General features: G+C 53.0%; 11 protein-coding genes. 9 read left to right on the top strand and 2 right to left on the bottom strand.

Translation table 11 applies throughout. From position 1 onward, the window contains the following. Nucleotides 1–127: 127 nt before the first annotated feature. Nucleotides 128–841 (bottom strand): TerC family protein, encoded by a 714-nt coding sequence (locus N7268_RS00960; protein WP_198905986.1) that lies wholly within the window; start codon nt 839–841, stop codon nt 128–130. 75 nt (nt 842–916) lie between these two features. Next, entirely contained in the window at nt 917–1,612 is a 696-nt protein-coding gene (mutH, locus tag N7268_RS00955; RefSeq protein ID WP_260861483.1) for a DNA mismatch repair endonuclease MutH, read from the bottom strand. Between the two features lie 684 nt (nt 1,613–2,296). Here mutH and rppH point away from each other — a divergent pair. From rppH to recC, 9 genes are all read left to right on the top strand, one after another. Beyond that, entirely contained in the window at nt 2,297–2,827 is a 531-nt protein-coding gene (rppH, locus tag N7268_RS00950; RefSeq protein ID WP_198905991.1) for an RNA pyrophosphohydrolase, read from the top strand. Nucleotides 2,828–2,839: 12 nt separating this feature from the next. Continuing rightward, nucleotides 2,840–5,086: a phosphoenolpyruvate--protein phosphotransferase gene (ptsP, locus tag N7268_RS00945; protein WP_260861482.1), complete on the top strand. Its 2,247-nt coding sequence runs from the start codon at nt 2,840–2,842 to the stop codon at nt 5,084–5,086. A 289-nt stretch (nt 5,087–5,375) separates the two neighbouring features. Then, nucleotides 5,376–6,251, top strand: coding sequence for a prolipoprotein diacylglyceryl transferase (gene lgt, locus N7268_RS00940; RefSeq protein ID WP_260861481.1), 876 nt, complete (start codon nt 5,376–5,378; stop codon nt 6,249–6,251). Between the two features lie 6 nt (nt 6,252–6,257). Then, nucleotides 6,258–7,052, top strand: coding sequence for a thymidylate synthase (gene thyA, locus N7268_RS00935; protein WP_198905997.1), 795 nt, complete (start codon nt 6,258–6,260; stop codon nt 7,050–7,052). A gap of 183 nt (nt 7,053–7,235) precedes the next feature. Further along, nucleotides 7,236–7,706 carry a prepilin peptidase-dependent protein gene (locus tag N7268_RS00930; protein ID WP_260861480.1) on the top strand — a complete coding sequence of 157 codons (471 nt, stop codon included), beginning with the start codon at nt 7,236–7,238 and terminating at the stop codon, nt 7,704–7,706. Beyond that, a complete protein-coding gene (locus tag N7268_RS00925) occupies nt 7,697–8,260 on the top strand; it encodes a prepilin peptidase-dependent protein (protein WP_260861479.1) in 564 nt (187 codons plus the stop codon). The genes N7268_RS00930 and N7268_RS00925 overlap by 10 nt, the downstream gene beginning before the upstream one ends. Next, nucleotides 8,257–8,661, top strand: a complete 405-nt coding sequence (locus N7268_RS00920) for a DUF2509 family protein (protein ID WP_260861478.1) — start codon at nt 8,257–8,259, stop codon at nt 8,659–8,661. The genes N7268_RS00925 and N7268_RS00920 overlap by 4 nt, the downstream gene beginning before the upstream one ends. Continuing rightward, on the top strand, nt 8,646–8,969 hold the full coding sequence (locus N7268_RS00915; protein WP_260861477.1) for a prepilin-type N-terminal cleavage/methylation domain-containing protein: 324 nt from the start codon (nt 8,646–8,648) through the stop codon (nt 8,967–8,969). The genes N7268_RS00920 and N7268_RS00915 overlap by 16 nt, the downstream gene beginning before the upstream one ends. A gap of 12 nt (nt 8,970–8,981) precedes the next feature. Next, nucleotides 8,982–12,350, top strand: coding sequence for an exodeoxyribonuclease V subunit gamma (recC, locus tag N7268_RS00910; protein ID WP_260861476.1), 3,369 nt, complete (start codon nt 8,982–8,984; stop codon nt 12,348–12,350). The last annotated feature ends 15 nt before the right edge of the window (nt 12,351–12,365 follow it).

The following is a 12,365-nucleotide window of genomic DNA, read 5'->3' as shown; positions in this document are numbered from 1 at the left end:
GCCTGCGTCTGACAATAGTTTAGTAATAACGTGAAGTTATGCAGGATAAAAGCAGGAAAATCTTAATCTGTGAGAAGGTGACGGTGCTGTCACGTTTCGCTCCCCTTGCAGGGAGCGAAACGGTGTATCAGAGAGGATTTTTCTTATTGCGCAACAGGTTCAGGGTCTCTACCGCAATAGAGAAGAACATGGCGAAATAGATGTAGCCTTTCGGCACATGCACATCGAAACTTTCCAGAATCAGGGTGAAACCAACCAGAATCAGGAAAGAGAGCGCCAGCATTTTCACGGAAGGGTGACGATCCACAAACTCGCCTATAGGACGCGCTGCGAACATCATCACACCCACGGCGATAACCACCGCGGCCATCATGATAAACAGATGATCGGACAAGCCAACGGCAGTGATGACGGAGTCCAGACTGAAGATAATGTCTAACAACATGATCTGTACAATTGCGCCGAGGAAAGAGGAAACACGGGTTTTCAGCCCCTCTTCTTCACCTTCAATTGACTCGTGTATCTCTTTGCTGGCTTTCCAGATCAAGAACAATCCACCGAGCAGAAGGATCAGATCACGTGCTGAGATCGCCTCGCCAAATACCTCGAATAACGGGTTTGTCAGACGCGTTACCCAGGCGATAGACGCCAGCAATGCCAAACGCATGATCATTGCAGCCGCCAGCCCGATGCGTCGTGCGTGATTGCGTTGTGCTGTCGGGAGTTTAGCGACGACCAGAGAAAGGAAAATAATATTGTCGATCCCGAGAACGATCTCCAGCAGCGTCAGCGTACCGAGCGCCAGCCAGGCGTTAGGATCGGTTATCCATGCAAATAACATCGAACAAAGTCCTGCCAAAAAAAAGAAGCGGTAATTATAGGCCTGGAACGCGACGGGTGAAAGGGCAGGCTGTGTCTATTGCATCTGGAATAAAAAGTGCCGCTCCAGGAGCGCGCGCGTAAAGTTCTTTTTAAGGTAAAACCCGCGCGGCAGAGTAAGGATCGGCTCGCCGCTGGCACCAATGGCCTCGGTAAGTGCCCGCGAATTCGCGGCCTTAGGGCGTAACTGTAAAACCTCCCCATGTCGGGCGGTGATGCGTTCGACGTGACCCAACACGATCATGTCCATTAATTCTTCCCAGTCCAGGCGCAGCTGCCGATCTTCTTCTTCATTCGGACTCCACAACAACGGCGAACCCACGCGGCGTTCAGCCAACGGAATGGTGCGTTCACCCTCCACCGGGATCCACAGCACGCGTTTGAGTTTGTGTCGGACGTGGCTGGTTTCCCAGGTAACGCCGGTATTACCGGTGAGTGGCGCTACGCAGACAAAGGTGGTTTCCAGCGGTCTGCCAAGACTGTCCACAGGGATCGTTTTGAGCTCCACGCCCAGCGCGGCGAAATCCTGTTCGGGTTTACTGCCTGCGCTGGCGCCGAGCCAAATCTCCAGTAGCACGCCAATCCAGCCTTTATCACGCTTTAAATCCTTTGGCGTAACGAGACCCGCCATCCCCGCCAGTTCACCCAACGTGTAGCCCGAGAGCAGACGTGCCTGAGTCAGTAACTGAGTCTCTGATTCTGGAGGCGAAAGTAATGGCTGGAGTTGTGGCATCGGGGTAACCCTTAGGTGAAAAAATGAACAATGATTTTATACCGTGTGGACAGAGTTTATCTTTTTCCACATGCTATATTCAATTATATGATTTATATTGGTTTTTAGATTTCGACTCGACGTGTTGCGCAACAGCAAACCGGGTTTTCCAATTCTGGTCACTGACAATGAACAGGATCTTACACCATGTTATCCACAGAAAGATGGGATAACTGTGAAAAACCCCGACTACTGTTTCAATTTACAGCCTTGACGTGCGACGAAAATCGAATTTTTACACAAATTGTGCCTAACTTATTGGCATAATCTGTGGATAAAACCAACGCTGGTCGATCTTTCATCAGCCCAAAGATCGTATGCGTGATGATCGTCACGTTTCTGTGTGATTATCTGTCGGATTTGCTTTTAACTTAATGAATATAGACGACTATTTTTTAAGTGTGACGTATGTCTTATTCAGACTGTTCTGGGTTTTCCCATAGTAATTCCGTACTTCTTCACAACTATATCCACAGAAAAGGTGAATAAAATCGTGAGAGAAGGGCTTTCTCTGTTTATAACTCTGGCCTTAACTGTGAGTTATTCAATTGTTATTAGAATCCCGCGCCCTTAACAGAGTGGTTTACCGCCTCTCTGGAGTGTGAAACAATCGTTTGTATATAAGGTTTATGTTGAGGTAGTCCGGTGATTGATGACGATGGCTACCGCCCGAATGTAGGGATAGTAATTTGTAACCGCCAGGGGCAGGTCATGTGGGCCCGGCGATTTGGTCAGCACTCCTGGCAATTTCCACAAGGTGGGATCAATCCAGGAGAGACAGCAGAACAGGCGATGTACCGGGAACTCTTCGAAGAAGTGGGTCTCAGTCGTAAAGATGTACGGATCCTTGCTTCTACTCGTAACTGGTTGCGTTACAAGTTACCGAAACGTTTGGTGCGTTGGGACACGAAGCCGGTTTGTATCGGCCAGAAACAAAAGTGGTTTCTACTGCAATTGATCAGCAGTGATGCCGAAATCAATATGCAAACCTGTAGTACACCTGAGTTTGATGGCTGGCGCTGGGTGAGTTACTGGTATCCGGTTCGACAGGTGGTGTCATTTAAACGCGATGTCTATCGCAGGGTGATGAAAGAATTCGCAAGTGTTGTCATGGCGCTTCAGGAAAGTACCCCGAAGCCGCAGAGCGCACCTGCGTACAGACGTAAAAGAGGTTAAGCTACGCAAATTATGCTCACCCGCCTGCGCGAAATAGTCGAAAAGGTGGCCAGTGCTCCGCGTCTGAATGAAGCGCTGAATATTCTGGTTACCGACATCTGTCTTGCGATGGATACAGAGGTCTGCTCGGTCTATCTGGCCGATCACGACCGACGTTGTTATTACCTCATGGCGACCCGGGGGCTCAAAAAACCACGTGGTCGCACTGTTGCACTCGCGTTTGATGAAGGTATCGTCGGCCTGGTTGGCAGGCTGGCGGAACCGATCAACCTCGCTGATGCGCAAAAACACCCCAGCTTTAAATATATTCCTTCGGTCAAAGAAGAGCGTTTCCGCGCATTCTTAGGCGTACCGATCATTCAGCGCCGCCAGTTACTAGGCGTGCTGGTCGTTCAGCAGCGCGAGTTGCGCCAGTATGATGAAAGCGAAGAGTCTTTCCTCGTCACGCTCGCCACGCAAATGGCCGCCATTCTTTCTCAATCGCAGTTAACCGCGTTGTTCGGGCAATATCGCCAGACGCGTATCCGTGCGCTGCCTGCAGCACCCGGCGTCGCGATTGCAGAAGGCTGGCAGGATGCCACGCTGCCGTTAATGGAGCAGGTCTACCAGGCTTCAACGCTGGATCCTGCCCTTGAGCGTGAACGACTGACCGGCGCGCTGGAAGAAGCGGCGAGCGAATTTCGTCGCTACAGCAAGCGTTTTACCGCCGGGGCACAAAAAGAAACCGCGGCGATCTTCGATCTCTACTCGCACTTGCTTTCCGATACCCGCCTGCGCCGTGAGCTGTTTGCTGAAGTGGATAAGGGGTCGGTGGCCGAGTGGGCTGTTAAAACGATCATCGAAAAGTTTGCCGAACAGTTCGCTGCGCTAAGCGATAGCTATCTGAAAGAGCGCGCCGGAGACTTACGCGCGCTTGGTCAACGTCTGTTGTTCCATCTTGACGACTCGATCCAGGGGCCAAACGCCTGGCCGGAACGCTTCGTTCTGGTGGCCGACGAACTCTCAGCCACTACGCTTGCGGAGCTTCCGCAGGATCGGCTGGTGGGTGTCGTCGTCAGGGATGGCGCCGCCAACTCCCATGCAGCGATTATGGTTCGTGCGCTGGGTATCCCCACCGTGATGGGCGCCGATATCCAGCCGTCAGTGTTACATCGCCGTACGCTGGTGGTGGACGGTTATCGTGGCGAACTGCTGGTCGATCCTGAACCTGTATTGATTCAGGAATATCAGCGTCTTATCAGCGAAGAAATTGAACTGAGCCGTCTGGCGGAAGATGACGTTAATCAGCCCGCGCAGCTGAAAAGCGGCGAGCGCGTAAAGGTGATGCTTAATGCAGGGCTTAGCCCGGAACATGAAGAGAAGTTGGGAAGTCGGATCGACGGCATAGGGCTGTATCGCACCGAAATCCCGTTCATGTTGCAAAGCGGTTTTCCGTCTGAGGAAGAGCAGGTTGCGCAGTATCAGGGCATGCTGCAGATGTTTAACGATAAACCCGTCACGCTGCGAACGCTGGATGTCGGGGCGGATAAACAACTGCCTTACATGCCGATAAGCGAAGAGAACCCTTGTCTGGGATGGCGCGGGATCCGTATTACGCTCGATCAGCCGGAGATCTTTTTGATCCAGGTGCGCGCGATGCTGCGTGCAAATGCCGCAACCGGCAACCTGAGCATTCTGCTGCCGATGGTGACCAGTATTGATGAAGTGGACGAAGCGCGGCGTTTGATTGAGCGCGCCGGACGCGAAGTGGAAGAGATGATCGGTTATGCGATCCCGAAACCGCGTATCGGCATCATGCTGGAAGTCCCCTCAATGGTCTTCATGCTGCCCCATCTGGCGAACCGGATCGATTTTATCTCGGTCGGGACGAACGATCTTACCCAATACATTTTGGCCGTCGATCGTAACAATACGCGGGTAGCCAGCATTTACGACAGCCTGCATCCGGGGATGTTACGTGCGTTGGCGATGATTGCGCAGGAAGCCGAGAAAAGCGGTATCGATTTGCGTTTGTGCGGTGAAATGGCAGGCGATCCTATGTGCGTCACCATTCTTATCGGTCTGGGTTTTCGTCATTTGTCGATGAACGGGCGTTCGGTGGCGCGTGTGAAATACCTGCTGCGGCATATCGACTTTAACGAAGCCCAAACGCTGGCACAGCGTAGCCTGGAGGCGCAGTTAGCGACAGAAGTGCGTCATCAGGTAGCGGCGTTTATGGAGCGTCGTGGCATGGGTGGGTTAATACGCGGGGGATTGTGAATCCAGGGCTGGTAACAGCAGGTATCTACCCTAAATAATTCGAGCCGCATGAAGGCGGCAAGGGAGTGAATCCCCAGTCACATAGCGAACTATGTGACTGGGGGGAGCGAGCGTAGCCAACGCACATGCGGCTTGAAGTATGACGGGTATACATATCTTTTAACTGTAATCGGCATCCGCTGCGATCCCCTTGTGCTATCATTCGCACCTTTGGAGCGCCTGCATTATGCAGGCGCGCTTATCAATTGCTGTCTGACTTCAGCGAAATAACAAGAACTTGTGGTGACAGATGACCAGTAGCTATCTGCATTTTCCGGATTTCGATCCGGTCATTTTCTCAATTGGACCCGTCGCACTTCACTGGTACGGCCTGATGTATTTGGTGGGGTTTATTTTTGCGATGTGGCTGGCGACGCGCCGCGCTAACCGCCCAGGGAGTGGCTGGACTAAAAACGAAGTCGAAAACTTACTTTATGCAGGCTTCCTTGGGGTTTTCCTCGGTGGACGTATCGGCTACGTGCTGTTCTACAACTTCCCGCTCTTCCTGGATAATCCGCTGTATCTGTTCCGCGTCTGGGACGGTGGTATGTCCTTCCACGGCGGTCTTATCGGCGTAATTCTGGTGATGATTATCTTCGCCAAACGTACCAAGCGCTCGTTCTTTCAGGTGTCTGATTTTATTGCGCCGCTGATTCCATTTGGTCTGGGTGCAGGGCGTCTGGGCAACTTTATCAACGGCGAGTTGTGGGGGCGCGTTGATCCGAACTTCAAATATGCCATGCTGTTCCCTGGCTCCCGCACTGAAGATATCCTACTGCTGCAAACTAACCCGCAGTGGCAGTCCATTTTCGATACTTACGGCTCACTGCCTCGCCATGCTTCTCAGCTTTATGAAATGGCGCTGGAAGGGGTTGTGCTGTTTATCATTCTGAACCTGTTCATTCGTAAACCACGCCCGATGGGGTCGGTTTCCGGTCTGTTCCTGATCGGCTACGGCGCGTTCCGTATCATCGTCGAGTTCTTCCGCCAGCCGGACGCCCAGTTCACCGGTACATGGGTGCAGTACATCAGCATGGGACAGATTCTGTCCATCCCGATGATTGTCGCAGGTATTATTATGATGGTTTGGGCGTATCGCCGCAGCCCACAGCAACACGTTTCCTGAGGAACCATGAAACAGTATTTAGAACTGATGCAAAAAGTGCTGGATGAAGGCACACAGAAAAACGACCGTACCGGAACCGGAACGCTTTCCATTTTTGGTCATCAGATGCGTTTTAATCTGCAGGAAGGGTTCCCGCTGGTTACGACTAAACGCTGCCATTTGCGCTCAATCATTCATGAGCTGCTGTGGTTCTTGCAGGGCGACACAAACGTGGCCTACCTGCATGAAAACAATGTCTCAATTTGGGATGAATGGGCTGACGAAAACGGCAACCTTGGCCCGGTCTACGGTAAACAGTGGCGTGCATGGCCAACGCCGGATGGCCGCCATATTGACCAGATCACCACGGTGCTCAACCAGCTGAAAAATGACCCGGACTCTCGCCGCATTATCGTTTCCGCCTGGAACGTGGGTGAGCTGGATAAAATGGCGCTGGCTCCGTGCCACGCGTTCTTCCAGTTCTATGTGGCGGACGGCAAACTTTCCTGCCAGTTGTATCAGCGTTCATGTGATGTGTTCCTCGGCCTGCCGTTTAACATCGCCAGTTATGCCTTACTGGTTCATATGATGGCGCAGCAGTGCGATCTTGAAGTGGGTGATTTTGTCTGGACCGGTGGCGATACGCACCTGTACAGCAACCATATGGAGCAAACTCACCTGCAACTCAGCCGTGAACCACGTGCGTTGCCGAAGCTGGTTATCAAACGTAAGCCCGACTCTCTCTTCGACTACCGTTTCGAAGATTTCGAGATTGAAGGTTACGATCCGCACCCCGGCATTAAAGCGCCGGTCGCTATCTGACCGAAGCCATCCTGCCATGACCGACGCCATCGCGCGTCGGTTTTTTTTACCTCATATTCAGTTCTTCGGCTCGGGTTCCTGAAAGAATGCAATCTCATGCAACGCGATAAATATTCTTCGTAGCTCGCCGAATAAGCTGAATTCCAGCCTCGTTATTTTTTATGTCCACGCCATACTGCCAGCATGAAAAAACAACAAGGCTACACCCTTATTGAAACCCTGGTGGTGATGCTCATTGTCACGGTTGTTGGTGCGTCAGGGCTGTACGGCTGGCAATACTGGCAGCAGCAGCAACGCTTGTGGCAAACCGCCTGTCAGGTACGGGACTACCTGCTGCAATTGCGTGAGGATGCCAACTGGCATAACCGCGATCACGCCCTCAGCGTTATCAGAGAAGGGCGGTCGTGGTGCATTGTCAGCTCCGCCGTTTCTCAGCAAGCATGCCAGCCTGTCTCTCCAGAGGTGTTTTTACCGCACTGGGACGATGTTGAGATGGTGGAAATCACGCCTTCACTGACTTTCTTTGGCCTGCGCAACACGGCATGGGCGGGGCACATCCGGCTGAAAAATGCCGCGGGCGAGTGGTGGCTGGTGATATCCAGCTCGGGTCGAATCAGACTTTGTGCGCGTGGAGAAACAGAAGCATGTCGATAAACGAACGCGGCTTTTCACTGCTGGAGGTACTGATTGCGATGGCGATAAGCAGTGTTTTACTGCTCGGGGCCACACGTTTTCTACCCGCATTACAACTCGATATTTTACGTAACACACGCTATTTAGCGCTTGAAAATGAGGTCTGGCAGCGAGTCTATACAGTGGCGAAACATCTCCAGCGGGCGGGTTATTGTCGCGGAAACTGTGCCGGCGAAGGGGTGATGATTGCTGGCAAGGGGGATTGCATCATTGCGCGGTGGGATGCAAACAGCAACGGCGTCTGGGAGACAACGCCCGCGAAAGACGCTGATGTCATTGGGTTTCGTTTACAAGACAACGTGCTTGAAACCTTACGTGGTGCAACGTCCTGCGAAGGAAAGGGGTGGGATAAAATGACCGATCCGGCAGCCATAAACATTGAGGCATTTGAGGTTGAACGCCTGAATGTGAGCGGGTTCGCGCCCGTTTTTACGTTGCGTCTGCGTGCGACTCACAACGCCGACCCGCAGAGGGTGATGGAGGCGTTGTACAGCGTGACAGGATTTAATCTGTGAACCGGGAGCGAGGTGTGTCATCCCTATCTCTTGTGTTGCTGCTGTTGGTGCTTGGCAGTCTGTTGTTACAGGGGGTGCGTTTGCAGGAGGCCAGTTTTGCTTCTCGTGTAGCACTGGAAAGCCAGTCATTGCAACGCCAGGCGGTGGTGCAATCGGCGATGGAGTGGGGGCGCATGCAGCACTGGCTGTTGCAGCCTGGCGTGCAGTGCCGACGCGATATCGCGAAGGCGGACGTTTGCCTGCGTCTTCTTGCCGATAATAACGTGTTACTTATTGCTCACAATAAAGGGATGTCATTATGGCGACTGGGCGAGGTTGTCGAGGGGCGTATCGTTTTTTCTGCGCATGGCTGGAGCGACTTCTGCCCGCTCAGGGAACAGACGTTATGTCAGATCCCCTGAGCAGGCAGCGTGGCTTTAGTCTGCCGGAAGTGATGCTGGCGATGGTGCTGATGATCATGATAGTGACCGCATTATCGGGGTATCAGCGGGGGCTGATGAACAGTTTTGTGCTCAGAAATCAGTATCAGCAGCTCTGGCGTCACGCATGGCAGCAAACGCAGTTGTCTATGTTTTCACCGCCGTTGGGCTGGCAGGTCAACCGAATGCAGACAACGCAGGCGGGATGTGTCAGCATCAACGTTAAACTTTCTTCACCCTTGGGCAGGCAGGGTCAAATGACGCGTCTGCACTGTCCGAACCGTCAGTAGTCAGGAGTTGCTATGTTAAGGGTCTACCACTCCAATCGTCTGGATGTGCTGGAAGCGTTAATGGAATTTATCGTTGAGCGCGAGCGTCTGGACGACCCTTTTGAACCTGAAATGATTTTGGTTCAAAGCACCGGTATGGCCCAGTGGCTACAAATGACCCTTGCACAGAAATTTGGTATTGCCGCGAATATTGAATTCCCGCTGCCCGCGAGTTTTATCTGGGATATGTTTGTGCGGGTTTTGCCGGATATCCCGAAAGAGAGCGCGTTCAGTAAGCAGAGCATGAGCTGGAAGTTGATGACGCTGCTGCCGCAATTACTGGATAACGATGACTTTACGCTACTGCGACACTATCTGACTGACGATACTGACAAACGAAAACTGTTCCAGCTCTCTTCACGTGCAGCTGACCTTTTCGACCAATATCTGGTTTATCGCCCTGACTGGTTAACGCAGTGGGAAGCGGGAAAGCAGGTTGAGGGGTTGGGGGAGTCTCAGGCCTGGCAGGCGCCGTTGTGGAAAGCGTTGGTGGAATATACCGCTGAGCTCGGGCAACCACGCTGGCATCGCGCCAATTTATACCAGCGATTTATTCAGACGCTGGAAACGGCCGCAAACCGCCCGGAGGGGCTGCCCTCACGCGTCTTTATCTGCGGCATTTCGGCGCTACCGCCCGTGTATCTGCAGGCGTTACAAGCACTGGGTAAGCACATCGACATTCATCTGCTGTTTACCAACCCTTGTCGTTATTACTGGGGCGACATTAAAGATCCCGCTTATCTGGCTAAGCTGCTGGCACGTCAGCGCAGACACAGTTTTGAAGAGCGTCATCTGCCGCTGTTTCGTGATAGTGAGAATGCTGAAGGATTGTTTAACAGCGACGGCGAGCAGGATGTGGGCAACCCTATGCTGGCCTCATGGGGCAAACTGGGTCGCGATTATATTTACCTGCTCTCAGAGCTGGAAAACAGCCAGGAACTGGACGCGTTTGTCGATATTACCCCCGACAACCTGCTGCACAATATCCAGTCGGATATCCTCGAACTGCAAAGCAGGGCGGTGGCGGGCATTAATCTGGAAGAATATTCGCGCAGCGACAACAAACGACGGCTTGAGCCGAATGATACCAGTGTGACTTTTCACGTCTGTCATAGCCCGCAACGTGAAGTGGAAATTCTCCACGACCGGCTGCTGGCGATGCTGGAGGCAGATCCAACGCTCACCCCGCGTGACATCATCGTGATGGTGGCTGATATCGACAGCTACAGCCCATTTATTCAGGCGGTATTTGGCAGCGCGCCAGCCGAACGTTACCTGCCGTATGCGATTTCCGACCGTCGTGCGCGTCAGTCCCATCCTGTTTTGCAGGCGTTTATTAGTCTGCTGTCGCTACCGGACAGTCGTTTTATTTCGGAGGATGTGCTGGCCTTACTGGATGTTCCCGTATTGGCGGCGCGCTTTAATATCAACGAAGAGGGGCTGCGCTATCTCCGCTTGTGGGTGAATGAGTCAGGTATTCGTTGGGGAATTGACGACGACAACGTTCGCGAACTGGAACTGCCGCCGACAGGCCAGCACACCTGGCAATTTGGTCTGACGCGAATGTTGCTGGGTTATGCGATGGAGAGCGAGCAGGGCGAGTGGCAGTCCGTTCTGCCATATGATGAGTCCAGCGGGTTGATTGCCGAGCTGGTGGGACATCTGGCTTCGCTATTGATGCAACTCAATATCTGGCGTCGGGGGCTGGCGCAGGAGCGTCCGCTGGAAGAGTGGCTACCCGTTTGTCGTGACATGCTGAATGATTTCTTCCTGCCGGATGCAGACACCGAAGCGGCGATGACGCTCATCGAACAGCAATGGCAGGCCATTATTGCCGATGGATTGGGGGCTGAATATGGCGATGCCGTACCGCTTTCACTGTTACGCGATGAGCTTGCACAGCGCCTCGATCAGGAGCGTATCAGCCAGCGCTTCCTCGCAGGGCCGGTGAATATTTGTACGCTGATGCCAATGCGATCCATTCCGTTCAAAGTGGTGTGCCTGCTGGGGATGAACGATGGGGTTTATCCGCGTCAGCTTGCGCCGCTGGGCTTTGATCTGATGAGCCAAAAGCCGATGCGTGGCGACCGAAGCCGTCGCGATGACGACCGCTATCTGTTTCTGGAAGCGTTGATCTCAGCACAGCAAACGCTCTACATCAGCTACATTGGCCGTTCAATCCAGGATAACAGTGAACGCTTTCCGTCGGTCCTGGTACAGGAATTGATGGACTACATTGGGCAAAGCCACTATCTCCCGGGCGATGAGTCGCTGACCTGTGATGAAAGTGAAACGCGGGTAAAAGCGCACATTACCCGGATGCACACGCGTATGCCTTTTGACGCACAAAACTATCAGCCGGGCGAACAGCAAAGTTACGCCCGTGAGTGGTTGCCGGCGGCGAGTCTGGCAGGGAAGGCGCACACTGATTTTGTTCAACCGCTGCCTTACACCATGCCTGAAACGTTGACGCTGGAAGCGCTCCAGCGATTCTGGGCTCATCCGGTACGGGCCTTTTTCCAGATGCGGTTACGGGTGAATTTCCGTTCTGAAGAGAGCGATATCCCGGAAACGGAACCGTTTATCCTCGAAGGGTTAACTCGCTATCAGCTTAATCAGCAACTGCTCAATACCCTGGTTGAAGAGCACGATGATGATCGTTTGTTCCGCCGCTTTCGTGCGGCTGGCTCGCTTCCTTATGGGGCATTCGGTGAGATTCTGTGGGATACCCAACGTCAGGAGATGCAGACACTGGCGGATCGCATTATCGCGTGTCGCCAGCCTTGTCAGAGCATGGAAGTCGATCTGACCTGCAACGGGGTGCAAATCACGGGGTGGCTCCCACAGGTTCAGGCGGACGGTTTATTGCGCTGGCGCCCATCTTTGATAAGCGTTTCTCAGGGCGTGCAACTTTGGCTGGAACATCTTGTCTATTGTGCCAGTGGTGGTACGGGGGAGAGCCGGTTGTTCCTGCGTAAAGACGGGGAATGGCGTTTCCCGCCACTGGAGGCTGAGCAGGCGTTACGGTATCTGTCGCAACTGATTGAAGGTTATCGGGAAGGCATGTCATCACCGCTGCTGGTGCTACCGGAAAGTGGTGGCGCGTGGATAAAAACCTGTTATGACGCGGCAAATGATGCCATGTTAGATGATGACGAGACATTGCAAAAAGCGCGCAGCAAGTTTTTACAGGCCTATGAAGGCAACATGATGGTACGTGGTGAAGGTGATGATATCTGGTATCAGCGCCTGTGGCGTCAACTGGAGCCTGAAACGCTGGAGGCCATTGTGTCGCAGTCTCAACGCTATTTGCTCCCGCTGTTTCGTTTTAATCAGTCATGAATGTTGTATAAAAAT

The organism is Citrobacter sp. Marseille-Q6884, assembly GCF_945906775.1.
Lineage (GTDB): Bacteria > Pseudomonadota > Gammaproteobacteria > Enterobacterales > Enterobacteriaceae > Citrobacter.
This window is presented reverse-complemented; position numbering and strand designations above follow the sequence as displayed.

Coding starts and splice junctions, on each gene's coding strand:
- N7268_RS00930 (WP_260861480.1), top strand. CDS start 7,236: ATGAAAAAACAACAAGGCTACACCCTTATTGAAACCCTGGTGGTGATG.
- N7268_RS00925 (WP_260861479.1), top strand. CDS start 7,697: ATGTCGATAAACGAACGCGGCTTTTCACTGCTGGAGGTACTGATTGCG.
- thyA (WP_198905997.1), top strand. CDS start 6,258: ATGAAACAGTATTTAGAACTGATGCAAAAAGTGCTGGATGAAGGCACA.
- N7268_RS00915 (WP_260861477.1), top strand. CDS start 8,646: ATGTCAGATCCCCTGAGCAGGCAGCGTGGCTTTAGTCTGCCGGAAGTG.
- lgt (WP_260861481.1), top strand. CDS start 5,376: ATGACCAGTAGCTATCTGCATTTTCCGGATTTCGATCCGGTCATTTTC.
- ptsP (WP_260861482.1), top strand. CDS start 2,840: ATGCTCACCCGCCTGCGCGAAATAGTCGAAAAGGTGGCCAGTGCTCCG.
- N7268_RS00960 (WP_198905986.1), bottom strand. CDS start 841: ATGTTATTTGCATGGATAACCGATCCTAACGCCTGGCTGGCGCTCGGT.
- mutH (WP_260861483.1), bottom strand. CDS start 1,612: ATGCCACAACTCCAGCCATTACTTTCGCCTCCAGAATCAGAGACTCAG.
- recC (WP_260861476.1), top strand. CDS start 8,982: ATGTTAAGGGTCTACCACTCCAATCGTCTGGATGTGCTGGAAGCGTTA.